At 60.5% G+C, this 23,621-nt stretch carries 25 protein-coding genes; 3 read left to right on the forward strand and 22 right to left on the reverse strand.

Annotated elements, in window-relative coordinates:
• Nucleotides 1-10: 10 nt before the first annotated feature.
• From ACA066_RS21140 to ACA066_RS21150, 3 genes are all read right to left on the reverse strand, one after another.
• Nucleotides 11-631, reverse strand: coding sequence for a 2-dehydro-3-deoxy-6-phosphogalactonate aldolase (locus tag ACA066_RS21140; protein ID WP_497696490.1), 621 nt, complete (start codon nt 629-631; stop codon nt 11-13).
• Between the two features lie 19 nt (nt 632-650).
• Nucleotides 651-1,643 (reverse strand): 2-dehydro-3-deoxygalactonokinase, encoded by a 993-nt coding sequence (locus ACA066_RS21145; RefSeq protein WP_497696491.1) that lies wholly within the window; start codon nt 1,641-1,643, stop codon nt 651-653.
• Nucleotides 1,644-1,833: 190 nt separating this feature from the next.
• Nucleotides 1,834-2,316 (reverse strand): GNAT family N-acetyltransferase, encoded by a 483-nt coding sequence (locus ACA066_RS21150; RefSeq protein ID WP_497696492.1) that lies wholly within the window; start codon nt 2,314-2,316, stop codon nt 1,834-1,836.
• 325 nt (nt 2,317-2,641) lie between these two features.
• Between ACA066_RS21150 and ACA066_RS21155 the strand changes: the two genes are divergently transcribed.
• From ACA066_RS21155 to ACA066_RS21165, 3 genes are all read left to right on the forward strand, one after another.
• Nucleotides 2,642-3,844 carry an MFS transporter gene (locus ACA066_RS21155; RefSeq protein WP_497696493.1) on the forward strand — a complete coding sequence of 401 codons (1,203 nt, stop codon included), beginning with the start codon at nt 2,642-2,644 and terminating at the stop codon, nt 3,842-3,844.
• Nucleotides 3,845-3,928: 84 nt separating this feature from the next.
• Complete coding sequence (locus ACA066_RS21160; RefSeq protein ID WP_497696494.1) at nt 3,929-4,267, forward strand: hypothetical protein; 339 nt, start codon at nt 3,929-3,931, stop codon at nt 4,265-4,267.
• Between the two features lie 46 nt (nt 4,268-4,313).
• Nucleotides 4,314-4,568, forward strand: coding sequence for a hypothetical protein (locus ACA066_RS21165; protein WP_497398531.1), 255 nt, complete (start codon nt 4,314-4,316; stop codon nt 4,566-4,568).
• 106 nt (nt 4,569-4,674) lie between these two features.
• Here the strand turns inward: ACA066_RS21165 and ACA066_RS21170 are convergent, their stop codons facing one another.
• The 19 genes from ACA066_RS21170 to mltG all read right to left on the reverse strand — a co-directional run bounded on the left by ACA066_RS21170 (nt 4,675) and on the right by mltG (nt 23,621).
• Entirely contained in the window at nt 4,675-5,613 is a 939-nt protein-coding gene (locus ACA066_RS21170) for a PfkB family carbohydrate kinase (RefSeq protein ID WP_497696495.1), read from the reverse strand.
• A 143-nt stretch (nt 5,614-5,756) separates the two neighbouring features.
• Nucleotides 5,757-7,223, reverse strand: coding sequence for a purine-cytosine permease family protein (locus ACA066_RS21175; protein WP_497696496.1), 1,467 nt, complete (start codon nt 7,221-7,223; stop codon nt 5,757-5,759).
• 222 nt (nt 7,224-7,445) lie between these two features.
• Nucleotides 7,446-8,444, reverse strand: a complete 999-nt coding sequence (locus ACA066_RS21180) for an ADP-ribosylglycohydrolase family protein (protein WP_497696497.1) — start codon at nt 8,442-8,444, stop codon at nt 7,446-7,448.
• A complete protein-coding gene (locus ACA066_RS21185; RefSeq protein ID WP_497696498.1) occupies nt 8,441-9,154 on the reverse strand; it encodes a GntR family transcriptional regulator in 714 nt (237 codons plus the stop codon). Before ACA066_RS21185 ends, ACA066_RS21180 begins: the two co-directional genes overlap by 4 nt.
• A gap of 222 nt (nt 9,155-9,376) precedes the next feature.
• A complete protein-coding gene (gene araH, locus ACA066_RS21190; RefSeq protein WP_150636025.1) occupies nt 9,377-10,345 on the reverse strand; it encodes an L-arabinose ABC transporter permease AraH in 969 nt (322 codons plus the stop codon).
• A gap of 12 nt (nt 10,346-10,357) precedes the next feature.
• The gene (gene araG, locus ACA066_RS21195) at nt 10,358-11,902 is read right to left on the reverse strand and encodes an L-arabinose ABC transporter ATP-binding protein AraG (protein ID WP_497696499.1); all 1,545 of its coding nucleotides are present in this window, start codon (nt 11,900-11,902) and stop codon (nt 10,358-10,360) included.
• A gap of 64 nt (nt 11,903-11,966) precedes the next feature.
• Nucleotides 11,967-12,971, reverse strand: coding sequence for a substrate-binding domain-containing protein (locus ACA066_RS21200; RefSeq protein ID WP_497696500.1), 1,005 nt, complete (start codon nt 12,969-12,971; stop codon nt 11,967-11,969).
• A 115-nt stretch (nt 12,972-13,086) separates the two neighbouring features.
• Nucleotides 13,087-13,905 carry an SDR family oxidoreductase gene (locus tag ACA066_RS21205; RefSeq protein ID WP_497696501.1) on the reverse strand — a complete coding sequence of 273 codons (819 nt, stop codon included), beginning with the start codon at nt 13,903-13,905 and terminating at the stop codon, nt 13,087-13,089.
• A gap of 198 nt (nt 13,906-14,103) precedes the next feature.
• Nucleotides 14,104-14,979, reverse strand: coding sequence for an SMP-30/gluconolactonase/LRE family protein (locus ACA066_RS21210; RefSeq protein ID WP_497696502.1), 876 nt, complete (start codon nt 14,977-14,979; stop codon nt 14,104-14,106).
• Between the two features lie 141 nt (nt 14,980-15,120).
• Nucleotides 15,121-15,837 carry a FadR/GntR family transcriptional regulator gene (locus ACA066_RS21215; RefSeq protein WP_497696503.1) on the reverse strand — a complete coding sequence of 239 codons (717 nt, stop codon included), beginning with the start codon at nt 15,835-15,837 and terminating at the stop codon, nt 15,121-15,123.
• A gap of 208 nt (nt 15,838-16,045) precedes the next feature.
• Nucleotides 16,046-16,606 (reverse strand): DUF1285 domain-containing protein, encoded by a 561-nt coding sequence (locus ACA066_RS21220; protein ID WP_497696504.1) that lies wholly within the window; start codon nt 16,604-16,606, stop codon nt 16,046-16,048.
• Nucleotides 16,607-16,622: 16 nt separating this feature from the next.
• Nucleotides 16,623-17,231 carry a DUF4823 domain-containing protein gene (locus tag ACA066_RS21225; RefSeq protein ID WP_214377640.1) on the reverse strand — a complete coding sequence of 203 codons (609 nt, stop codon included), beginning with the start codon at nt 17,229-17,231 and terminating at the stop codon, nt 16,623-16,625.
• 124 nt (nt 17,232-17,355) lie between these two features.
• Complete coding sequence (locus tag ACA066_RS21230; protein WP_150631722.1) at nt 17,356-18,324, reverse strand: GTP 3',8-cyclase MoaA; 969 nt, start codon at nt 18,322-18,324, stop codon at nt 17,356-17,358.
• Nucleotides 18,325-18,462: 138 nt separating this feature from the next.
• Nucleotides 18,463-19,107, reverse strand: a complete 645-nt coding sequence (locus ACA066_RS21235; protein WP_497696505.1) for a TetR/AcrR family transcriptional regulator — start codon at nt 19,105-19,107, stop codon at nt 18,463-18,465.
• 397 nt (nt 19,108-19,504) lie between these two features.
• Entirely contained in the window at nt 19,505-20,296 is a 792-nt protein-coding gene (locus ACA066_RS21240) for a TatD family hydrolase (RefSeq protein ID WP_145314913.1), read from the reverse strand.
• A gap of 14 nt (nt 20,297-20,310) precedes the next feature.
• A complete protein-coding gene (locus tag ACA066_RS21245; RefSeq protein ID WP_497696506.1) occupies nt 20,311-20,667 on the reverse strand; it encodes a PilZ domain-containing protein in 357 nt (118 codons plus the stop codon).
• Between the two features lie 42 nt (nt 20,668-20,709).
• On the reverse strand, nt 20,710-21,696 hold the full coding sequence (locus tag ACA066_RS21250) for a DNA polymerase III subunit delta' (protein ID WP_497696507.1): 987 nt from the start codon (nt 21,694-21,696) through the stop codon (nt 20,710-20,712).
• The gene (tmk, locus tag ACA066_RS21255; protein ID WP_497696508.1) at nt 21,689-22,321 is read right to left on the reverse strand and encodes a dTMP kinase; all 633 of its coding nucleotides are present in this window, start codon (nt 22,319-22,321) and stop codon (nt 21,689-21,691) included. The genes ACA066_RS21250 and tmk overlap by 8 nt, the downstream gene beginning before the upstream one ends.
• Nucleotides 22,322-22,340: 19 nt before the next feature.
• Entirely contained in the window at nt 22,341-23,621 is a 1,281-nt protein-coding gene (mltG, locus tag ACA066_RS21260) for an endolytic transglycosylase MltG (RefSeq protein WP_497696509.1), read from the reverse strand.

Genomic DNA, 23,621 nt, shown 5'->3' on the forward strand with positions numbered 1-23,621 from the left:
CAGAAAAGTCTTAGCGCAGAGCGTTCCATGCAGCGACATACGCCTTGGCGTTCACTGCCACTTCTTGCGCCGTCATACCGGGTTTGAACAACCCGGACCCGAGGCCGAAGCCTTTGACGCCGGCGTCGATAAACACCTGCATGTTGTCCGGTGTGATCCCGCCCACCGGCGCCAGAATGGTTCCGGCCGGCAACACCGCGAGCCAGGCCTTGACGACGGCCGGGCCCATTTGCTCGGCCGGGAACATCTTCAGCACGTCCGCACCTTCGGCCAATGCGGCGAAGGCTTCGGTCGGTGTCGCAACACCCGGCGACAGGAACAGCCCCGCCGCTTTCGCTGCGCGCAGCACTTTGGGATCGCTGTGGGGCATGACGATCACCTGCCCGCCTGCGGCTTTCACCTGCTCGACCTGCTCCAGCGTCAGCACCGTGCCGGCACCGATCAGGCAATCGGTAGGCAGGGTACTGCGCAGGATGCGGATGCTTTCGTACGGCTCGGGGGAATTGAGCGGCACTTCGATGACGCGAAATCCGGCTGCGTAAAGGACTTCTCCAATAGCCGCCGCTTCCTGCGGGCGCAGACCACGCAGGATCGCGATCAGGCCGTTTTGCGCCAGGGCTTGCTTGAGCATGTCAGACCTCCAGTCAGGTTTAACGGGATGGATGTGGGGTGACGAGTCCGGCAGCGAGCGCCAACTGCCACAACCCGCGTTCGGTGGCGTGTTCGGCCAGCGTCACGCGAGCAAAACCGCAGGCGTCGAGGGCCCGGCTGTAGCGGGTACAAAGTTGGGAATTACCGATGAGGATGATCGACGGCAGATGAACGCTGTTGCGCCGACGCCGCTGAACAGTGGCCAGCGCCGACAACTCATGGCCGATCAGCAGGCCGGACAAATAGTCCGGTTGCGCGCTGCCGCTCAGCTCACCGGTCAGCCCGAGGCTGCGGGCACTGAACAACGTCGACAACGGACCGATCTCGCCATCCGTCGACAACGCTACTTGCACACCACGGTCAAACGCGTCGCCATCAAAGGATGCGCCGCGTTGCTGAGTGCGCCCCAGAATGCTGTATTCGCTGAGCACGGCGAAGACTTCGCCGGTCATGAAGGTATCGAAATGCACGATGCAGCCGTCGGCCACTTCCACCCATTTCGAATGACTGCCCGGCAGGCCGATCAACAGATCACCGCCCGCCCCGGCCGGCAGATTTTGCAGCACGCCGAGGACCTGGGTTTCTTCGCCGCGCATCACGTTCGGCAGATGCGAACGCTGAATCACGCCCGGCACGATGTGCACATCAACACCGCGAAGACTGCGAATGGTTTGTAGGGAAGTTCCGAGATTGGCGACGTTCGCCGGTGTATCGCGGTAGGCCGCTTCGCGCCAACCCTGAGCGCTGCCGACCATGCCACAGGCAATCACTGGCAAGTCGGGTTGCGCGTCCAGCCAGTCGCCACAGGCGTCGTCGAAGGCCAGTTCAAAACCACCGGTGCATTCCTGGCCATTAATGATTCGCGGCGTCCGGGGCAGCTGCATGATCCCCGATGACAGCGAACGCTGTTCGAGCACCTGGCCACCCGCGGCGAGTTTGTAAGCACGTAATGAGGTTGTCCCCCAATCGAGCGCGATCAATTGCGCCAGCATCGCTTCACCTGTTTTGTTTATTGGCAGTGAGTGAGCTGGACTATAAACCCGGACGCGGAAAAATCTCAATATATAAATATCACTCCCATATATTGGGATAAAACCAAAAAAAGATCGCAGCCTTCGGCAGCTCCTACATTGGGTGGCGTACACCTGTAGGAGCTGCCGAAGGCTGCGATCTTTTAAGGATTCAATCGCCCTCGGCAAAATCCCTTAACACCGCACCATCCATCCGATACCGCACCCACTCTTCCTGGGGTTGCGCGCCCAATGATTTGTAAAAGTCGATAGCCGGTTTGTTCCAGTCCAGCACGCTCCACTCGAATCGTCCGCAATCATTGGCGCAGGCGATTTTCGCCAAGTGGCGCAGCAAGGTTTTCCCCGCGCCGCCGCCGCGCTGTTCGGGGGTGATATAGAGGTCTTCGAGGTACAGGCAGTTACTGCCGAGCCAGGTGGAGTAGCTGAAGAAAAACACTGCAAAGCCAATCGGCAAACCGTCCCGCAGGCAGATCAGGCCGTGGGCGGTGGCGCCTTCGCTGAACAGGCTGCGCTCGATGTCGGCAACGCTGGCGATGACTTCGTGGCGGGCACGTTCGTAATCGGCCAGTTCAGTGATGAACCCGAGGATTTGCGGTGCATCGCTGGGGGTCGCCGGGCGGATTTCGATCGTCATGGACGTGCCTTCGTCAAAAGTGGAAAACGCCATACTAAGTCGACTCGCAGTCTGTGGCGAGGGAGCTTGCTCCCGCTGGGTTGCGCAGCAACCCCAAAACAAGCGACGCGACGCGCTCTTTCAGGCAAACAGAGTCGATCTGTTGCAAGGGCTGCTGCGCAGCCCAGCGGGAGCAAGCTCCCTCGCCACAAAAGCTACAGGGCGATCATGTATAGGCATTACTCCGGCCACCACTAACCCTGGAATCGATAACCTCGGACCTAACATCCGCGCCTCGCATGATAGATAGATGACACTCACCGTTATCGGGTCAAGGAACCGCGTCATGTCCATCGCACCGCCTCAAGTCTCCAGCAAGCTGTTCGGCCTGTTTTGTCTCGCCAGCTATTTGCTGTCGCTGTCCTACGGCTCGACGTTTTTGCTCTCGTTGTTGATCGGTTCCCGTGGCGGCAACGAACACGATGCCGGCAGCGTGATTTCGGCGGCGATGCTCAGCACGTTTGCAGCGGTGATTGTCTCCGGGCACTTGTCTGATCTACTGGGAGCGGCGCGTTCGATTGCGCGGTTCGGCGTGCTGCTGGTAGCGGCCAGCCTGGGCTTCGCGCTGACGCCGGGCTTCGGCCCTCTGCTGCTGATTTTCGGGTTGCTCCTGGGGTTGGGCTGGGGCGTTTTCTACACGCTCGGGCCGATCATCGTCGCGAGTCTGGTGACGCCCGCTCAGCGCGCCAAATACTTTGCGCTGCTGTCGGGCAGCATGATGACCGGGATCGGCAGCGGCCCGTTGCTGGGCCGCGCGGCCAGTGCGCTCGGCTATCCGGTGACGGCGGCGTTTTACCTCGCAGCGCTCGCCAGTCTGATCGGCGTTGTGCTGTTCTGGCGTCTGGATGCGCAACTGAAAAAGGCGCCCTCGCCCACCGCCTCGGTCGCACGCATTTCCTGGCGTGCAACGGTTCAGGTGCTGTCGTCCAGAGCAGTCTTCCCGATTCTCATGGTCGGCCTCGGCGGATGCGTGTTCGGCGGCCTGTCGAGTTTTCAAACCAGTTACGCGGCGTCTCGCTCGCTGGATTACTCGCTGTTCTTTTTCGGCTTCATGGGCGCGGCGATCAGCAGCCGGATGTTGATTGCCGGGTTTGTGGTCAAGCGCGATCCGTTCCGCGCATCCTGCCTGTTGTCGGGGCTGATGACGGGCTCGATCGTGATGTTCGGTTTCGTGGTCGACAGCGGCTTCAGCTACGTGCTGGCCGCGATGATGCTGGGCGTCGGTTACGGGCTGACGTATTCGGTGATCAACGGCCTGGCCGCGAACGAAGCGCCGAGCGGCACCACTGCGCAATCGTTGCTGTTGTTCAGCCTGTCGTACTTCATCGGCGTGTTCGGTTTTCCGTTGCTGGCCGGGAAGATCATCGTTGAACACGGGATGACCACACTGTTGCTCACCGTTCTCTGCGTCGCGCTGCTGAACTGGCTGATCACCGTGGGCCGCTTGCTCTGGCGCCGCTTCAGGGTCAAGACGCTGCAGCAGGCCTGAACCGTTCGTCGTTCATCAGGCACCAAACCAAATCGGGGGCGGACCAATATCTGGTAAGGACTCTAATTAAATGGAGACGACACCATGATCATGTCCCGACTGACCGCCCTCGTTCTCGCTACCCTGCTGTCCTCTGCTGCCTTCGCCGCGAACACCACCTCCGGTACCGGCCCGACCGACCCGGTCGAAAAACCCAAATCCCCCGCCATTCAAAGCGCACCCGGCATCAACACCAATGGCACCGGCGTCGACAGCAGCCTGCCTCCGTCCACGGGCACCGACCCGCGGATCCAGGGAAACGACGCGGGCCGTCAAGGTGGAATGAACATGCCCGACACCCAGACACCCGATAACGCCGGCCCCGGCATCGGCTCGAAAACCACCACCGGTGGCTCGGGTTCCGAGGGCGGCGCCAGCCAATAAATCGCCCACGCGAGCTGTACCTGTCCACATCCATGAAGAGGTAACCATGAACGTCGATAAAAACCTTGAGAAAGAAGTCCTGACCCGTCTGCTGCACGCCCATCCGAGTGGGCTGGGCAAGGAGGTCCTGGACAACTACCGGGGGGAGAAAGTCGTGGCCAGCACCCTCGCCACGCTGCAGGATCGCGGGTTGATCCAGCATGGTCATGTGACCTGCAACGAGGCCGGTGAGCACTCGCTGAACTTGCCGATCAAACTCAGCGCGGCCGGGGTTGAGGCGGCGCGCAAGCTGGATATTTAAACGGCTGAAGACCCCTTCGCGGGCAAGCCTCGCTCCTACAGGGGACAGCATGATTCCTGTAGGAGCGAGCGATGCGGCGATCCGACTTGCCCGCGAAGACGTCAGATCAGTCGCCGAAAGTGTTGCGGATCAACGCATCCACTTCAGCCACCCCCGGCGAAGTCGCCGGCCCCCACCGAGTCACCGCCAACGCTGCAGCCGCATTCGCCCGCCGCGCCGCCTCACCCGCCGACAGCCCCTGCGCCAATCCGGCCACAAACACGCCGGAGTGAGCATCTCCGGCGCCATTGCTGTCCACCGCCTCAACCTCGAAGCCCGGCACATGCTGACGCTCGCCACGCTGACTGATCCAGCACCCCTGCGGCCCATCGCGAACCACCATCAACACATCGGCGGGCAGATGATCGGTCAACCGATCCAGCGCCTCGGCGATGTCCGACGCCCCGGTAAACCGCAGTGCCTCGACGCTGTTGCTGGTCCATAGATCGATGCGCGGCAACAAGGCCCGCATCAACGGCGCATCCGGTGACTCCACCAACGGGCCCGGATCGAACACCACGTTAATCCCGGCCGGCAACGCCAGCACCCAATCCACCAGCGCCTGAGCCTTGCCGACATGCAGCAGGCTGTAGCCGCTGACGTAGACATAATCGCCCGCCTCGGCCGGCACGCTCGCCAGGTCCTCGGCAGTCACTTCGCCTTCGGCACCAATGTAGGAAACGAAACTACGCTCAGCCGAGGCGTCCGTGATCGCCACGCACAATCCGGTATCCCGTTCGGCGCTGTGGGCAATGCCGATGCGAATGCCTTCAGCCTTCATCGCCTCCCGCGCCAGATCACCAAAACGACCGGTGCCATGACGGCCGAGGTAAACCACCGGCAAGCCATTACGCTGGGCTGCGGCCATCACATTGAAGCCGCCGCCCGCTTCGAAACTGGCGGACTGCGCCAGTACGTCGCCGCCGGACCGCGGCAGTTTATCCACGGCCATGACCAGGTCGATGATGACTTGGCCGGTGTGCAACAGCTTGGTGCCCTGTCTCACAAATCGTTCCTCTTTTGGCGAGTGATTGTTGTCGTCAGGCAAGGCGCCACGACGAGTCATAGCTCGCTATGGCGAGGAGGGGCAACGCAGCATGGCGGCAACAAACACCGTCAAAAAGGAACAGTATTTGTGAGACAGGGCGCCTATGCATGAGCATTCTCGAGCGATGCGGCGCGGCGATCCTTGGCGCCACCGAGTACAAAGTAAATCCCGCCAGCGACCAGGAACGTCACGATCCAGCCGAGGCCGTTATGACCCAGCCACGAGTCGGAGAGGAATCCGCGGAACCAGACGGTTTGTTCGGTGGTGCCGATGGTGGTGAAGCTGAACCCCAGCACAATCGCCAGCGCCCACGCACCGAAGGCGCGCCACTCGACGCCGCCGCGATACCAGTAGGCGCTGCTCGGGCTGACGTCCAGCAGGTCTTTGGGGCTGTAGTAATGACGGTGAATCAGATCGACGACGAAGATCCCGACCCACGCCGTGATCGGCACTGCCAGCAAGGAAATGAAGGTAATGAATGGGCCGTAAAAACTGTCGGCGATCAGCATGAAGTAAATCGAACCGACGAAGATCGCAACGATGTCGACCACCACGGCGTAGACGCGCTTGACCTTGAGGCCCAGGGTCAACGTGGTCAAACCGGCGGAATACACCGACAGGTTGTTCGACAGCAGCAAGCCGCCGAAGGCGGTGATCAGGTACGGCACGGCCATCCAGGTCGGCAGCATGTCGCGGATCGCGATGATCGGGTCAGTGGCCGACGCCAGGTCGTTGTTGCCCACCGACAGCAGGCCGCCGAGGGTGATCAGCAACACCAGCGGAATACCCGCACCGAATGCAGCCGAGGCCACCAGACGCGCAGCCTTGACGCTGCGGTGCTGGTAACGCGACATGTCGGCACCGGCATTCGCCCAACCGATCCCGGTGCCGGCGGCCATGGTGCCGACGCCGATGATCATCGCGCTCAACGGCGCAGGTGTGGCGTTGAACACGGCGCTCCAGTCGATGGTGGCGCAAAGGAAACCGCCGACCAGAATGTTCAACGCGCCGAACACATAGGTCGCCCACTTCTGAATCACCAGCAACGTCGCGTGACCGAGGCCGGACACCGACAAGGTCAGCAGCACGAAAATCGCGATGAAGATCAGGGTCAACACCGGCGCACTTTTGGCCTCCACCGGTGAACCGAACAGGATCGAACACAGCGACAACAACACGAACGCGGCGGTGGTGGTGTTGACGGTTTCCCAACCCAGCCGCGACATCAGCGAAACCAGTGTCGGGCCGATATTGCCGCGCACCCCGAAGATCGCCCGCGACAGCGTCAGGCTCGGTGCGCGACCACGGCGACCGGCGATGGAGATGATCCCGACCACCGCGAAGGAACCGGCAGCGCCGAGGATCGCGACGATGATCGCCTGCCAGATCGCCAACCCGCGAAACGCCACCAGCGTGGCGCCCAGCGGCAGGCCGAGAATGGAAATGTTGGCGGCGAACCAGACCCAGAACAGTTGCAGCGGATGACCGTTGCACTCCGCTTCCGGCACCGGTTCGATGCCACGGGTTTCCAGTTGCCCGGCGCTTTGCCCGGCGTTCGATGAACTCATGTGAAATGCTCCTGTTGCCTTTGTTGTGGTTATGGGCAATGACGGAAGACGAAAACAACAGCCCGGCTGTCCTGGCCAAGTCAGTGCGATCCATTGCGGGTTAAAAATTCAAGTAAGCGGCGCGGCCATCGCCGGCAAGCCGGTCTCGCTCCCACGGTGATCTGCGGCGTTCACAAATCCTGTGGGAGCGAGACCGGCTTGCCGGCGATGGCGTCAGCCCAGTCAACGCAAAGCCAACAGCCCTTGCACCAATGGCTCCAGCTCCAACGAGTTAACGGCTTTGACCTGGTCGATCATTGCAACAGGCCAGCTCTCAAGCCCCAGACAGGCCCCAAGCATGGCCCCGAGAATCGCCGCGATGGTGTCAGTGTCACCGCCTAAACCTGCGGCCATGCAAACCGCTTCGAAGGCATTCATCTCACCGATGGCCACTTGTTGCGCCAGGGCAAACGAAACCACCACCGACTCCTGTGACGCCACTGAAGTGCCGATCACGTCGTACATCAAGTCCGCCAGCAACGCCTTGTCACTGTCGACGCTGATCGTCCGCGCCCAACTGATGCGCGAGGCAATCCGTCCGCCCGCGACCCAGTGGCCGTGGCTTTCCGCTTGCAGAGCGATCTGCTGGCCGAGGTTCAACGCTTCGCCCAGGTCCATGCCGTTGATGCCCGCCGACACCACCGCCGCCACCGCCGCTGCGCTGGAAATGCCCAGCGTGGTGTTGTGAGTGACCTGGCAGGCCTGCACCACGGCGTTGATGAAACGCTCGGGATCGCTGACATCCGCCGAAATCCCGACCGGCGTGATACGCATCGCCGCGCCGTTGGTGGTGCCATAACGCCCCGCTTCTTCCGGCGACTGGCCGGCGAGAATCATCTCGATCGCACGTTTGGTCGACGGACCGAGCAAATCCTGCGAGTCCTTGGCCTGCATCGCGGCTTCCCATTCGATCAGCCGCTGGGCCAGCACCGAAGGTTCGATCTTGCCATCGCCGTCGATCAACAACTGACCGACCAGAATCGCCTGTTCGGTGTCGTCGGTGATCGAGCCTTTGGGCATGTTGGCCGCGATGGGTTGATCCGGGCCAGCGTCTTGCAGATCGGTGATTTCACCAAAGCGCGCCTTGATTTCAGCGCGGCTCAGGGATTGGGTCGGCATGCCCAGCGCATCGCCCAGGGCCAGTCCGTAAAACGCGCCCAGGGCACGATTGAGCGCGGTCATTGCTGGTTTCCAAATTGCAGGTGCAGGCGAAAGTGCACGGGATCGAGCAGGCTTTCGACTTGTTCCATGAAGCGGTTTTGCCGGTCGTACGTGGTGCGCAAGGCTTTGAGGAATACCGTGCCGACCGGGCGGCCGAGCAGCTCGGCGTCTTCGGCGTTCAAGGGTTCGGCGCCGATCCATTGATCGCCGCGCTCGCCGATGTAGCCGTAGGCGGCCAGGGTAATGGTCAGTGAATTATCGATCAGGCCGACACGCGGCAGGCTTTCCAGGTCTCCGGTGGCGGGCATCAATGAGCGTTCGAGGGAAACCAGCTTGCCGTCGGTGGAACGGCGGCGCCGGTCGAGGGTGATGAACTGGTCGGTGCCGAAACGCGACAGCAGGTCAGGCCGAGTCACCGCCTCCAGCCGCAGCACTTCGGTATTGATCAGCGACCCGCTGTCGGCCAGGGCCTGCGCCCAACCGCTGCGCTGATCGAGCACCACACCGTCGAAAGTGACGATGGAACCGACACCGCTTTGCGTCGCGATGTAGTTGCGCCGTTTCAATTCGGCCAGGGCTTCACGCAGCGTACCGCGGCTGACTTTGAATTCTTGAGCCAACTGATGCTCGCCCGGCAGCAGAAAGCCGTCCTCCATGAGGCCGCTTTCGATGCGCCGGATGAGTTCGTCGACCACCCGTTGTTTCTTGTCAAATCGTACCTGTCTAATCATGTACAACGTGATAACCGAAACGCGTTGTAACGAGCAAGAAATATTTAGTGAAAGTGACGGAAAGGTGAATCAGATACATCGCTTTCGCGGGCTCGGATCGCCGCACCGCTCGCTCAGGTTACGTGTCAGTCGCATAATCCGTGCACGACACATGACCTGTAGGAGCGAGCGGTGCGGCGATCCGACTTGCCCGCGAAGGGGTCAGCACAAACAGCAAAAATCTCAGCGTTGCTTGAGGCGGTCGATGACCACGGCCAGCAACAGGATCGAACCGCGAATCACATACTGATAAAACGTATCGATGTTCTTCAGGTTCATCGCATTCTCGATAATCGCCAGAATCAACACCCCGGCAATCACATGCCGGATCATGCCGATCCCGCCGCTCAGCGACACCCCGCCCAGCACGCAAGCCGAGATCACCGTCAGTTCAAAACCCTGGCCGATCATCGGCTGTCCCGAGGTCATCCGCGAAGCCAGGATCACCCCGGCCAACGCCCCGATCACGCCATGCACGGCGAAGATGATGATCTTGGTCCGGTCAACGTTGACCCCGGCCAACAGCGCCGCTTCCTGGTTGCCACCGATGGCCATGGTGTTGCGCCCGTAGGTGGTGTAATTCAGCAGCCAGCCGAAAAACAGGAAGCAGACGATGGTGATCAGAATCGGCACCGGCACGCCAAACAACTGGCCGTTACCGAAGACGAAGAACGACTCTTGCGACACGCCCACCGCTTTGCCATTGGCAAAGATGTAAGCCAGACCACGAACGATCTGCATGGTCGCCAGCGTGGTGATCAACGCATTGACCCGCAGCTTGGCAATCACAATCCCGTTGATCAGCCCGACAATCAGCCCCATGAACAGCGCCGCAGCGACACCGAGGAACACACTGTCGGTGTCCCGCATCACCACCGCCGCCACCACACCGGCACAGGCAATCACCGACCCCACCGACAAGTCGAAATGCCCCGACGCCAGGCAATACAACATGGTGCACGCCGCTATCCCGGTGGTCGAAATCGCCAGCCCCAGACCGCGCATGTTCAGCGGCGAAAGGAAGTTGTCGATCAGCAAGGTGCAGAGCACAAAGATCCCGACCGCCGCGAGCAGCATCACCCAGTCATCGAGAAAGCGCCGCAGGTCCAGAGGTTTGCGCTGGGTGGGCAGAGCGTTGTTTTGGGTTGTCATCATCGTCACCTCTCAGTTCGCCACGCCGTCAGCGCGTTGGCGCGGCAAAGCCAGTTGCAGCAGGTTGGATTCGTTGGCCTCGTCACGGGACAGTTCGCCGCGCATCGCCCCTTCGCAGAGCACCAGGATGCGGTCGGAAATGCCCATGACTTCCATCAGGTCGCTGGACACCACGATCACCGCGATGCCGCTTTCAGCGAGGTTATGGATGATCTGGTAGATCTCGGCTTTGGCGCCGATGTCGATGCCGCGAGTCGGTTCATCGAGCAGCAGGACTTTCATCGGCATCGACAGCCAGCGTCCGAGAATCGCCTTCTGCTGATTGCCGCCGGACAGGTACATGATTTTCTGCGCCGCGTTGGGTGTCTTCACTTTCAGCGCCTTGATCTGCTTGTCGGCGTTACCCTTCTCCCACAGGCCGCGCAACAGGCAACCGAAGGTGGAGTGGGCGCCGCGTGCGCTGATGTTGATGTTCTCGGCGACGCTGGAGAGCGGCATGATGCCCTCCTTCTTGCGGTCTTCGGGGCACAGCAGAATCCCCGCCGCAATCGCATCCCGGGGGGAGCGCAGTTTCAGTTCATGCCCGCGCAATTCCAGGCGCCCGGCGGTGTTGCGCTCAAGGCCGCTGAGCATGCGGAACAGCTCGGTACGACCGGCACCGACCAGACCGAACAACCCCAGAATCTCGCCTTTGTGCGCGTCGAAACTCACCGGCTCACGCAAGCCCGGCCCGAGCAGACCGTCGACCCTTAACGCCACTGCACCGCGCTTGCGCGGGCGGTAATCGTAGATGTCCTGAATGTCGCGACCGACCATGCACGTGACCAACTGATCGTGGGTCAACTCGCTCATGTCCTCGAAGGTGCGCACGTAACGGCCGTCCTTGAACACCGTCACCGCGTTGCAGATGCGGAATACTTCTTCCATGCGGTGGGAGACGTAGAGCACCACTTTGCCCTCGTCGCGCAGGCGTCCGATGATCGTCATCAAGCGATCGATCTCCCGTGCCGAGAGGCTGCTGGTCGGCTCGTCGAATGCGATCACATGCGCGCCACGGGACAACGCCTTGGCGATTTCCACCAATTGCCGTTGCCCCAGGGACAGGCGCCCGACTTTCTCCTGCGGATCGATTTCATCGGCCAAGCCCTTGAGGCAGGCCAGCGCTTGTTGTCGCAATGCGCCGCGATTGATCAGGCCGAAACTGGCGGGTAGATGACCGAGGAACAGGTTTTCCGCCACGGTCATTTCCGGGACCAGGTGCAACTCCTGATGGATCACCGCCACCTTGTTGCCGATGCTGTCGGCGGTGGATTTGAAGACCATCGTTCGCTCGCCGATCTGCAGGTCGCCACTGCTCGGCGTGTAGGCGCCACCGAGGATTTTCAGCAACGTCGATTTGCCGGCACCGTTCTCCCCCATCAAGGCGTGAACCTGGCCCGGATGGGCGACGAAGCTGATGCCGTCCAGCGCCTTCACCCCGGGAAAGGTCTTGCCGATCCCGGTGAAGCGCAGGCTGCCGCCAACGCTGTCGTGTTGTGTCTGTACTTGCGCGCGCATAAGCCACCTCATCAACAGATCAGGCAGCCCCGTCGCCAGGGCCGCCGATGAAATCAACCGCGCCTCAGTTCCAGAGGCCGATCTTTTCCAGTTCCTGCTTGAAGTTGTCGCGCGTGATCAGGGTCACGTCGTCCATGGCGGTGTATTTCGCCGGTTCTTTGCCGGTGGTGACCCACTCGTACATCATGCTGGCGGTGTTGTAGCCCTCGATGTGCGGGCTCGGCAACATCGAGCCGAAGAAGCCGCTGTTGGGTTTTTTCAGTTCGCCGATGGCGTCGGTGCCGTTGATGCCGATGCCGATCACGTTGGCCGCGGCAAAACCGGCGCTTTCGGTGGCGCGCACGCCGCCCAGCACGGTGTTGTCGTTCATGCCGCCGATGATCAGGTTTTTCGCTGCACTCGGCAGCTTCACCAGCGCCGAGTTGGTGGCGTCCATGCTGCCCGGCACGTCGAGGGTTTTCAGTGCCGAGAACAGGATGTGGTCTTTCGGCATGCCGGCGTCTTCCAGCGCTTTGACCGAACCGTCGGTGCGCTTCTTGCCGGTGTCGAGTTCGTTGTAGGTGTTGATGACCGCGTAGGTGTCTTTCCAGTCCCAGCCGCGTTTTTTCGCTTCGGTCGCCATCGCCGCACCCTGCTTCTGGCCGACTTCAAATGCCGCCATGCCGAGGTACGGAACGTCTTCCATGAACTTGCCGCCGGCATCGACAAAGCGGTCATCCACGGCAATCACTTTCAAACCGTTGAGCTTGGCTTTGGCCATGATCGCCGGGCCGAGGGACACGTCCGGCGGGCAGATTACGAAACCCTTGGCGCCGTTGGCGGCCAGGCTGTCGATGGCGGAAAGGGTCTTCTCGCCGTCCGGTACGGCGATCTTGATGACTGTGAAGCCTTTCTCTTTGCCGGCCTTTTCGGCGAAGGCCCATTCGGTCTGGAACCAGGGCTCTTCCGCCTGCTTGACCAGAAAACCGATCTTCACTTCCTCGGCCGCCAGCAGCGTACTGCTCAGGCTGACCGCGGTGACCGCCAAAGCGGCACAGCACAGGGAACGGATCCCACGACGACGATTCATAAGCTGACTCCTTATTATTTTTTTTGAGCGTTATTTTGAAAGTCGGTGCAGCAAATAGTCATATCGTATGATGATTGGATTTCAGGCGGAGTTCCGCGCCTGAAATGCGTTTTGCTTAGTCGTGATACATCACCGAGCGACCACCATCGATGGTGATGCACGATGCGTTGATGAACGGCGCTTCGTCGCTGGCCAGGAAAACGGCAGTCATCGCCACTTCAATCGGCTGACCGATGCGCCGCGATGGATGCAGATCGAAAGCCCGCTGGCGTTCAGCGTGCGGGTCGGCAAAACCGTTCCAGTAATCGACGCTCAGTTGGGTTTCGATGTAGCCCGGTGCGATGGCTTTGACGCGAATACCCTTGGGCGCATATTCGATGCCCAGCGCACGGGTCAGGCCCAGTAGACCGTGCTTGGCCACCGGGTACGGGAAACAGCCCGGAATGATGTGAGTGGAATGGGTCGAGGCGATGTTGATGATGCTGCCGATACCCTGCTCGATCATTTGCGGCAGCACCGCTTTACAGCCGAACCAGGCGCCATCGAGGTCAATGGCGAAGCAACGGCGCCAATCTTCTTCGGTCATTTCCAGCGGATCGCGGAACACGTTGACCCCGGCGCAGTTGACCAGCACGTCGATGCGGCCGTGACGTTCCATCGCCAGATTGGCCATAGCGTCGAGATCCTGCTGCCGGGACACGTCAGCCGTGATCGCATGAACGTTGAAGCCTTGATCACGCCACCGCGCCGCGACTTTTTCGACTTTCTCGCCCTGGATATCACTGATGATCAATTTGGCCTGTTGATGGGCGAAGGCCGCGACGATCGCCTCGCCGATTCCCTGGGCGGCGCCGGTCAGCAGCACGACCTTATCTTTCAGGCGCTTGCCCTTGGGGGGTTCGGGCAGTGGCGGCAAGGACAGACGTTCAGCCATGAATTAGAACCCCCTTTTCCAGGCACGACAAAAACCGGGCATCTGTCGATGTCCGGCCAAAAAGCTTTTTGGAAAATCGCTGCATCACTTCACCTGTTTTGTTTTTTTAAGTGTGAGTGCGTGTAACTGATGGAGCCGACTATAAACCCGACTGTCAAATAATCTCAATATATAATTTTACATCCCATATTTTGGGATTTATCCGGCGAATCTCGTACAGGGTTTTCCGGGCACATCGACCTGAAGGGACAACACCGCCCCGTCGAGCGGATGGTTGAGCGGGCTCGCGGCGCTGGTGATGTAGAGGGTTTTCAGGTCTTTTCCGCCGAACACGCAACTGGTGGGGCGGCTGACCGGCAGTTCGATTACGCGATCAACCTGACCGTGGGGCGTCAGTCTGAGCAGGCAACTGCCGTTCCAGCGTGCGTTCCAGAGATAGCCCTCGGCATCCATTGCCGAGCCATCGGGGCCGCTACGTTCATGGGGGCCGAACCAGACTTGCGCGGGCTCGAGGCCGCCGTCGGTGCGGATGAAATGCTGGTAGAGCGTGCCATCCAGGCTGTCGGCGAAATAAAGCGTGGTGGCGTCGTCACTCCACAGCAACGTGTTGGGAATGCCCAATCCGCGCAGCAGCGGCGTGACCCGGGCATCGCGGTCGATACGAAACAAGCCGCCGGAACGCCGCTCGATGGGCAGGTCTTCAGCGTTTTCGCCGATGTTGTTCTGCATGGTGCCGAGCCAGAGCCGGCCCTGGGCATCGCAACGGGCTTCGTTGGCGCGATTGCCGGGTTGCGGGTCGGCGACGCAGAACAAGGTCAATCGTGGCTCAAGTCCCGGTGAATCGAGATCGAGCCGGTACACGCCGCTACTCAACGTCACCAGCGCATCGCCGCTTTCGCAGGGAATGAAGGCTGACACGTGCTCCGGCATCTGCCAGATCTGCACGTTGGCGCCGATCAGGCGCAGCGCTTGTTTGCCGGCGATATCCACCCAGTACAGCGCCTGCATCGGCGCATCCCAGAACGGGCCTTCGCCCAAGTACGCACGGTGCTGGGTAACTGCGGTCCACTCCATGAAAAAACCTCCTGTATTGATTTTTTGTGTAGGAGCGAGCTTGCTCGCGATGGACGTCAACGATAACGCGCGCCTGCTGCATAAACGCGTTGCCTTGAAGTTTTTCGCGAGCAAGCTCGCTCCTACAAAGGTTCTTTACTGTCAGCCGGCTTTTTTGTCGGCCATGACTTGTGGGTAGAACCGCTTGATGGCCAGGTCGGCGTTGTCGATGAGCGTCATGCAGGCCCACACACCGCGCGCGGCATCCCGGGCGGCGATGGCGTCAGCCATGTCTTTGTGAATCGGTAATGTGCGGCGCAGCTCGTCAGGGTCAGCAGCGGAGACTTCGAAAGACACCGCCAGCAACGCGCCGAGGGCCGGGACCATTTGTTCGATGAATTGATTGTGGCTGGCCGCCAGAATGCACTCGTGGAAAAACTGGTCGGCGCGGTTGTAATCGATGCCGCTGTCTACCGCTCGCTCCAGCGCGTTATAGGCCTGAAGCACCGAGTGCACCTGCTCGACGGTCGCTCGCTCGCAGGCCCAGCGCACGGCCATCGGCTCGATGGTGCGACGCAGGTCGAGCAGGTCGTCGACGAAATTTTCCGGTAAACCGCTGCGGGAAAGCCAGCCAACGACTTGCGGATCAAAGAGGTTCCAGCGCCGCACCGGCAACACACGCGTGCCAACCTTGGGCCCGACTTCGAGCATGCCTTTGGCGACCAGGGTTTTGATGGCTTCGCGGATGACGGTGCGACTGACGCCGAGTTGCTCGCCCAGATCGGCTTCAACCTTGAGGGTTTCTCCCGGTTTTACCTGGCCCGCGGCAATCCAGCAACCCAGCCAATCGACCGTCGATGCGTGAAAACTGCTGGACATGGGCACCTCGAGGCAGGGACGGCACAAAGCCGTTCGCGATGGTTGCCCACGCTAATCATCATATGATTGGGTGTCAATTTGATTTTCAGGAATGTTGCAGAGATCAAATGTGGGAGCGAGCCTGCTCGCGGTGGCGGCGTAACTGGCAACATTGATATTGAATGTTATGCCCCCATCGCGAGCAGGCTCGCTCCCACAGGGTTATGTGTTAAGGCTCGAGTCCGATGGGGAAGAACTTGCCGCCGCTCCATACGCCCAGCCAGCGCTGCCCATCGATCTCGCGGGTCACCGCCAGCTCCACCAATTGGTAAAACACATTGCGGTGAATCAGCGCTTCGAGATTGGTGCGCACATGCACGTAAGGCGCAGGCTCTTGTGTCACCGGATCAATCACCACGCGGATCGCATGTTCGGCACCCGCCTCGGCGGTTTCATCGACGTTGGTGGTGAAGCGCAGGACCTGGGCTTCACCCTCGCCTTCGACATCCACAGCAATCGCCACAAACGGTGCATCGTCGACGGTGATGCCGACTTTCTCGACAGGGGTGATGAGGAAATAATCATCGCCGTCGCGGCGAATGATGGTGGAGAACAGTTTGACCATCGGCTTGCGCCCGATCGGCGTGCCCAGGTAATACCAGGTGCCGTCGCGGGCGATGCGCATGTCGATGTCGCCGCAGAAGTCGGGGTTCCACAAGTGGACCGGTGGCAAGCCTTTGGTCTTGGGGATCTGCCCCAATAGGTCGTTGGCTTTTTGCGGGCCACTCATGGCGTTCTCCTTGGAATTACTGGTCGCTGAGCCCCAGCAGGCTACGCGCATACTGTTCCAGCGGCGGGCCCATCAGGTCTTCTGGCTTTTTGTCGTGGAACGTCAGTAAACCGCCACGACTCTTGATGCGTGCAGTATCGATCAAATACTGGGTGCTGGTCTCGATCAACATGATCTGAATCACGCCGGTGTCGATACCGAGGCGATCCACGGCTTCCTGATCAAGCCATTCGTCCGAGTTGCCGATGCGGTCATCAGACTTGGCGAAACGGGTATAAAGCAGGTAATGCGCACCGGCCGCACGGGCTTCGCCCATGGCCTGGTCGAGGCCTTCCGGCGCACGCGCACGGCGGACCATCGGGAAGTATTCGATAAAGCCATCGAAGGCGACTTCGGCGATCACGTTAGGTCGCGGATATACCGCGCTGCCCGGCGGTGCAAAGGCGCCTTGGGCGATATAGACGAACGAGTCCGGCTGAATGCGCAGGTTGTTCACCCGGCGGCTATCGCTGTGGTCGAGCAGACCTGCGTCGCTCATGTGGTAGCGAGTCCCTTCAGCCAGATCGCTGACATTCATGCAGCCACCAAGTGCCAAAACGGCCAGCAGCAAAACCAGGCTACGCATCCTACCCTCCAGAGGCCGGTGACGGAAAACCGGCGAATGGCCATGGGATGCAGCTTCCGCGCCAGCTCATGTTCATCGTCGCCCTGCAGATAGCTTTCGCGGGCAAGCCCGCGAAGAGGCCCGATCAGCCGCCGATAATCTTCATGACAGTCGCACCACCAGAGAACGCCACTTCCTGCTTGTCACCCAAGGCCTTCACCAACAGTCTCTGCAAGGCCGGCAACGCCTGATGGCGAGGTTTGTCCAGCAGATCACCGACATAGTGCCGGTTGCTCGACGACAGGCAGCCATGCAACCAGCCCGTCGACGACAAGCGCAGTCGCGAACAGGTGCGGCAGAACGGAACGCTTTCGTTGGCGATCACACCGAAGTAGCCCTGACCTGGAATTTCATAGCGCACCGCCGTCGCGTCGACGGGAGCATCGGCCTGGAGATATTCATAGCGATCGCCGATCAGGCTCAGCAACTGCTGAAGGCTGACGAACTGTTGCAGAAAAGCATTGTTGTCACTGGCCAGGTGACCCATGCGCATCAGCTCGATGAAGCGCAGCTCATAACCACGCTCCAGGCAGTAATCGAGCAGCGGCATCACCTGATCGAGGTTCTGCCCACGCAACGGCACCATGTTGACCTTGATCTTCATGCCGGCGGCACTGGCCTGGTCCATGCCGTCGAGTACCGTTGCCAGATCACCGCCACGGGCAATGCTGCGGAATGCACCGGCATCCAGGGTATCGAGGGAAACGTTGATGCGCCGGATGCCAGCGTCGACCAGCAGGGGCAGTTTTTTCGCCAGCAGTTGACCATTGGTGGTCAGGCTGATGTCTTGCAGGCCCATCTGCCCAACCGCAGTCATGAAGGCTTCGAGTTTGGGACTGACCAGCGGCTCACCGCCGGTGATGCGCAGTCGCTCGATCCCCGCCGCTTCGATCAAGTAGGCAACGCCGCGTGCCATGGCTTCGGCTGACAGCTCATCCTGCGCAGCGACCAGCCGCTTGCCGTTGGGCACGCAGTAGGTACACGCGTAATTGCAGGCTGAGGTCAGGCTGATTCGCAGATTGCGGAAACGCCTGCCTTGACGGTCAACGATCATGGTCACTCCGGCACAAGGAAATCGGACGGCGTAAAACTTGACTTACAAATCAAGTTTTAGCAAGTCCCATGCCTGAGTATATTCCTGAGGTACTGCGCCATGTAGCGAAATAATGGCGCAATAAGGCTACTGAATGGCTCAGTTGCTCGGGGTGTCGGCGTCGGTGTCGCGCTTGCGCTTGTTTCCCATGCGCACGCCGATGTCCATCAGGAACTGGAAGAAACCTTCCTGATCTTCCAGCACATTGCTCCAGAACGGCGAGTGATACAGCGCCACGGCACCGTGCACCAGCGCCCAGGACGCGCAGTAATGGAAGTAAGGCGGCACGTCTTCGAGCTTGCCTTCGCTGATTCGCCCCTTGATCAGCAGGGTCAGGCGTTCGAAGTTCGAGGCGCGGATCTTGTGCAGCTCCTCGATCATCTCCGGCACCTGGTTGCCCTTGACCACCTTTTCTTCGAGGCGATCGAACAAGCGGTAGCGTTGCGGATCGCGCATGCGGAATTCGAAGTAGGCCCGGGACAGGGCTTCCTTGTCCTTGTCGACGTCTGCCGAATGCAACAGCTCGTTCAAATCGCGCTCGTAATCGAGCATCAGGCGCAGATAGATCTCCGCTTTCGATTTGAAGTGCTTGTAAATCGTGCCTTTGCCGATACCGACGGCATCAGCAATCATCTCGACGGTGACACTGTCTTCACCTTGGTCGAGGAACAGCTTGAGCGCGGTATCGAGAATTTCTTGCTCACGGCGACGAAATTCACGGACCTTACGAGGTTCTTTATGCATAAGAAAAGGTCTGTCGGGGTCAAAATTCGAAGCCGCGTATTATGCCTAACTTGCGGCAAAATGCACGGATCATCCATCCATATCTGTGTTTCTTGATGAATTCTGGCAGCGCCGCCATTTAATGAGAACGCTTCCGAAGCGCACGTATTCCAAAATTGTTTAAAAACCTCGACCGGTAAACTGGACTCGGCGCAATACTGATCAATACTTCAACTGTCGGCGGGGCATCTCCCCCAAGTGCCGCGTCGATATTGGTACCAACGGACCGCGTACCATTGTTTTACTCCTAATGGTCTTAACCCGGATTCACCCCCCAGAACCCGGGTTTTTTTTGCCTGCGATTCAGGGGCCAAAGCCCCGTAGGAGCTGCCGAAGGCTGCGATCTTTTGTCCCTACGTTACGCCGACGTCCTGACGTGCGCCAACGGAAACAGCCGCTTGAAATTCTCAGTGGTCTGCTCGGCAAACCGCTCATAGGACTCACCGCGCAACATCGCCAGAAACTCTGCCACTTCCCGCACATACTGCGGCAGGTTCGGCTTGCCGCGATAGGGGATCGGCGCCAGGTACGGCGAGTCGGTTTCCACCAGCAAGCGGTCAGCGGGCACTTTGCTGGCCACGTCACGCAGTGCGTCGGCATTGCGGAAAGTGACGATGCCGGACAAGGAGATGTAATAACCCATGTCCAGTGCCGCTTTGGCCATGTCCCAATCTTCAGTGAAGCAGTGCAGGACGCCGGCCTGGGGCAGCGCGGCTTCGCGCAACAGGTTCAAGGTGTCGGCCCGGGCGCCACGGGTGTGAATGATCACTGGCTTGCCGGTTTGCTGCGCGGCTTGCAGGTGCAGGCGAAACGACTCCTGCTGCAACTCCGCAGCTTCAGGTTCGTAGTGATAATCCAGGCCGGTTTCACCGATCGCAACCACACGCGGGTGGTTGAGCTCCTGCAACAGCCAGTCCAGCGCTGGGGCAGCGCCCGGCTGCACGTCCAGCGGGTGCACGCCGACGGAACAGTCGACATCGTCGTAACGTTCGGCCAGGGCTTTGACATCGGCCGCGTTGTCGACGCTGACACCGATACACAGAAAGTGCCCTACCCCGCGCTGCCGGGCCGCATCGAGTGCGGCATCCAGAGAGCCGTCGTGGGCGGCGAGGTCGAGGCGATCAAGGTGGCAATGGGAATCTACGAGCATAAAAGGGCTGCAACTTACATCGTATGGGTGGGACGGTCGGACTTCAGGGCTCCGGCCAGATGGGTTTCGATTCGACTGCGGGCGGTGTCGTCGCCGTCATTGAACTGCACGCCGACGCCGGCGGCGCGGTTGCCTTGTGCGCCTTTGGGCGTGATCCAGGCGACCTTGCCGGCTACCGGAATCTTCTCCGGCTCGTCCATCAGGTTCAACAGCATGAATACCTCATCGCCCAACTTGTAGCTTTTGTTGGTCGGGATAAACAGGCCACCATTCTTGATGAATGACATATAGGCCGCGTATAGCACGGACTTGTCCTTGATGGTCAGGGACAAAATGCCGTTGCGCGGCCCCGGATTGACGGCTTCATTCATGCTGACCTCCACTGCTGATGTTCAGAGGATAGGCCTAGTCGGTCACTTCTGGGTAGGCAATGACGCCCATTGCACCAGCAACGCTTCCAGCAACAGCACCCGATTGAGGTTGGCCTTGCTCATGACTTTCTGGCGCTGGGCGAGGATCCAGTCCTGAATGTTCAGGACTTTGTCCTGAGCGGATTTCTGCGCCAGGTATTGAATCACCTTGCGCATATCGGCCAGTCCGAGCCCTTCTTCATCCTGCGTCAGCTGATAACGCAGGATCAGGCTCGACCAATCGCAGAACCAGTCGAACAGCAACAACAGCGGAATCGCGTTCCAGCCTTCGGCCAGTTGCGTCGGCGATTGCTGTTGCTTGAGCAACTTCTTCACACCGTCGACCACCAGCGCCCGCTGCTCGCGAACGCCCTGGGCCTGCAAGTTGACGGCGGCCAGCGGCGAACCGGCGGCGAGGGTCAGCAACTCGATGCGCTCTTCTTCGGAACAGTCCGGCAGCGCCTTCGCCAGCCACGCCAGGCTCATGGCCTCGCTCGGCAGCGGGCATGCCTGCTGCACGCAACGGCTCTTGATGGTCGGCAACAGACGGCTGGTCTGGTGGCTGACCAGCAACAAAACCGTATCGCCGGACGGCTCTTCAAGGCTTTTGAGCAAGGCGTTGGCCGCGTTGATGTTCATCGACTCGACCGGCTCGATCAGCACCACTTTACGGCCGCCCATCTGCGAGGTCTGCACCACGAAGCTGACCAGATCACGCACCTGATCGACCTTGATCGCCTTGTCGGCTTCTTCCGGTTCCAGGATGTAGTTGTCGGGATGGCTACCGGCCTTCAGCAACAGGCAGGATTTGCATTCACCGCAGGCGTCCTGGGCTGTCGGGCGCTGGCACAGCAAGCTGGCCATCAAGCGTTCGGCCAACGCGCGTTTACCGATCCCGGCCGGACCATGCAGCAGATAGGCGTGAGCATGTTGCTTGCGACCCGCCAGCTGCTGCCAGAGGTTGTCCTGCCACGGATAGGCTTCAGCCACGGGTCAGCTCCAGCAAACGTGGGAGCAAGGCGTCCAGCGAGTGCTGAACCTGCGCCAGCGGCTGGGCGGCATCGACCAACACATAACGCGCCGGATCGGCTTCAGCACGCTTGAGGAACGCACTGCGCACCGCATCGAAAAACGTCCGACCTTCCAGCTCGAAGCGATCCAGGCGACCGCGAGCACTGGCGCGTGCCAGACCCACTTCCACAGGAAGATCGAAAATCAGTGTCAGGTCCGGGCGCAGATCGCCCTGGACAAACGTTTCCAGCGTCGCGATGCGCTCCAGCGACAAGCCGCGACCGCCGCCCTGATAGGCATAGGTCGAATCGGTAAAGCGATCACACAACACCACCGCACCACGGGCCAGCGCCGGGCGGATCACGCCAGCCAGGTGCTGGGCGCGCGCGGCAAACACCAGCAACAACTCGGTGTCCGGGTCCATGGCTTCATCGACCGGCGCCAACAGCACCTCGCGAATTTTCTCGGCCAAAGGCGTGCCGCCCGGCTCGCGGGTCAGCACCACCTCGATACCGGCGGCGCGCAGGCGCTCGGCCAGGTATTCACGGTTGGTGCTCTTGCCAGCGCCTTCGGGGCCTTCCAGGGTAATAAACAAGCCAGTCACAGGCAGTCCTTAGTCAGAATCATTGCGGGCTTTGTGGCGCGGTTGCGTCTGGTTCGGGCACAGGCGCAGCAGCGGGCTCTTGGGCAGGTTCTTGAGCCGGTTCTTGGGTTGCCTCTTGAGCCGGTTCTTGAGCCGCTTCTTGGGTTGCCTCTTGAGCCGGTGGCTGAACCGACTCTTCTGGCGTCACCGGTGGCAAAGCCTCAGGGGCCGGGTCGGGCGAAGCCGTGGGGATCGGCGCCTGTTGATCTGTCGCCTCTGGTGCGGTGACCGGCGCCGGGCTGGAGCGATAATCGGCGCGGCGCTTGAGCTGGAATTCGCGCACCGCGTTGTTATGGGCGTCCAGATCATCGGAGAACACATGGCTGCCATCGCCGCGTGCGACAAAATACAGGCTGTTGCCAGCCACCGGATTCAAGGCAGCGTGGATCGCCTCGCGGCCGACCATCGCAATCGGCGTCGGCGGCAGGCCGGCGATCACGTAGGTATTGTAAGGGGTCGGTTCCTTGAGATGCGCGCGGGTCAACTTGCCGTTGTAACGATCACCCAGGCCGTAGATCACGGTCGGATCCGTCTGCAACAGCATGCCCATTTCCATGCGCCGCACGAACACGCCGGCGATCTGCCCACGCTCCTGCGGTACGCCGGTTTCCTTTTCCACCAGCGAGGCCATGATCAGCGCTTGATAAGGTTCGGTATACGGCACGTCCGCCGCGCGCTGCCCCCACTCCTTGGCGAGGACTTCGTCGAGGCGGTCGTAAGCTTTTTTCAGCAGCTCGACATCCGTCATGCCTCGCACGAAACGGTAAGTGTCCGGGAAGAATCGCCCTTCCGGAAAAATACCGGTGTGACCGAGCTTGTCCATCACTTCGCTGTCGCTCAAGCCGTTCAACGTCTGCTCGAGCTTTTCATCCTTGGCCAGTGCCGCACGGACCTGATGGAAATTCCAGCCTTCGACCAGCGTCAGGCTGTACTGAACCATTTCCCCGCGCTTCCACAGGTCGATCAGGCTTTCAACGGTCATGCCGGGCTGCATGCGGTACTCACCTTTGTGCAGCGGTTGCCCAGCCAGATTGAAGCGCCAATACACGCGCAACCAGAAAGCGTCCTTGATGACGCCATTGGCTTCGAGTCGATAGAAAGTGCGGGTGGGTGTCGTGCCTTTGGGCACGTCCAGCAGTTCTTCCTGGGTAATGTTCAGCGGCTGTTCCAGCGCCGAATGGATTTTCCAGGCCGAAGCGCCCAGACATAGCCCTGCCAGAACCAGGCCGGTTTCCAGCAACAGCAAGAATTTACGTCTCAC

The sequence above is a fragment of the Pseudomonas sp. LBUM1651 genome, from assembly GCF_059716135.1.

Excerpts from the sequence above, each read along its gene's own strand:
- ACA066_RS21140 (WP_497696490.1), bottom strand. The coding sequence starts at position 631 with ATGCTCAAGCAAGCCCTGGCGCAAAACGGCCTGATCGCGATCCTGCGT.
- ACA066_RS21145 (WP_497696491.1), bottom strand. The coding sequence starts at position 1,643 with ATGCTGGCGCAATTGATCGCGCTCGATTGGGGGACAACCTCATTACGT.
- ACA066_RS21150 (WP_497696492.1), bottom strand. The coding sequence starts at position 2,316 with ATGACGATCGAAATCCGCCCGGCGACCCCCAGCGATGCACCGCAAATC.
- ACA066_RS21155 (WP_497696493.1), top strand. The coding sequence starts at position 2,642 with ATGTCCATCGCACCGCCTCAAGTCTCCAGCAAGCTGTTCGGCCTGTTT.
- ACA066_RS21160 (WP_497696494.1), top strand. The coding sequence starts at position 3,929 with ATGATCATGTCCCGACTGACCGCCCTCGTTCTCGCTACCCTGCTGTCC.
- ACA066_RS21165 (WP_497398531.1), top strand. The coding sequence starts at position 4,314 with ATGAACGTCGATAAAAACCTTGAGAAAGAAGTCCTGACCCGTCTGCTG.
- ACA066_RS21175 (WP_497696496.1), bottom strand. The coding sequence starts at position 7,223 with ATGAGTTCATCGAACGCCGGGCAAAGCGCCGGGCAACTGGAAACCCGT.
- ACA066_RS21180 (WP_497696497.1), bottom strand. The coding sequence starts at position 8,444 with ATGACCGCGCTCAATCGTGCCCTGGGCGCGTTTTACGGACTGGCCCTG.
- ACA066_RS21185 (WP_497696498.1), bottom strand. The coding sequence starts at position 9,154 with ATGATTAGACAGGTACGATTTGACAAGAAACAACGGGTGGTCGACGAA.
- araH (WP_150636025.1), bottom strand. The coding sequence starts at position 10,345 with ATGACAACCCAAAACAACGCTCTGCCCACCCAGCGCAAACCTCTGGAC.
- araG (WP_497696499.1), bottom strand. The coding sequence starts at position 11,902 with ATGCGCGCGCAAGTACAGACACAACACGACAGCGTTGGCGGCAGCCTG.
- ACA066_RS21200 (WP_497696500.1), bottom strand. The coding sequence starts at position 12,971 with ATGAATCGTCGTCGTGGGATCCGTTCCCTGTGCTGTGCCGCTTTGGCG.
- ACA066_RS21205 (WP_497696501.1), bottom strand. The coding sequence starts at position 13,905 with ATGGCTGAACGTCTGTCCTTGCCGCCACTGCCCGAACCCCCCAAGGGC.
- ACA066_RS21210 (WP_497696502.1), bottom strand. The coding sequence starts at position 14,979 with ATGGAGTGGACCGCAGTTACCCAGCACCGTGCGTACTTGGGCGAAGGC.
- ACA066_RS21215 (WP_497696503.1), bottom strand. The coding sequence starts at position 15,837 with ATGTCCAGCAGTTTTCACGCATCGACGGTCGATTGGCTGGGTTGCTGG.
- ACA066_RS21220 (WP_497696504.1), bottom strand. The coding sequence starts at position 16,606 with ATGAGTGGCCCGCAAAAAGCCAACGACCTATTGGGGCAGATCCCCAAG.
- ACA066_RS21225 (WP_214377640.1), bottom strand. The coding sequence starts at position 17,231 with ATGCGTAGCCTGGTTTTGCTGCTGGCCGTTTTGGCACTTGGTGGCTGC.
- ACA066_RS21230 (WP_150631722.1), bottom strand. The coding sequence starts at position 18,324 with ATGATCGTTGACCGTCAAGGCAGGCGTTTCCGCAATCTGCGAATCAGC.
- ACA066_RS21235 (WP_497696505.1), bottom strand. The coding sequence starts at position 19,107 with ATGCATAAAGAACCTCGTAAGGTCCGTGAATTTCGTCGCCGTGAGCAA.
- ACA066_RS21240 (WP_145314913.1), bottom strand. The coding sequence starts at position 20,296 with ATGCTCGTAGATTCCCATTGCCACCTTGATCGCCTCGACCTCGCCGCC.
- ACA066_RS21245 (WP_497696506.1), bottom strand. The coding sequence starts at position 20,667 with ATGAATGAAGCCGTCAATCCGGGGCCGCGCAACGGCATTTTGTCCCTG.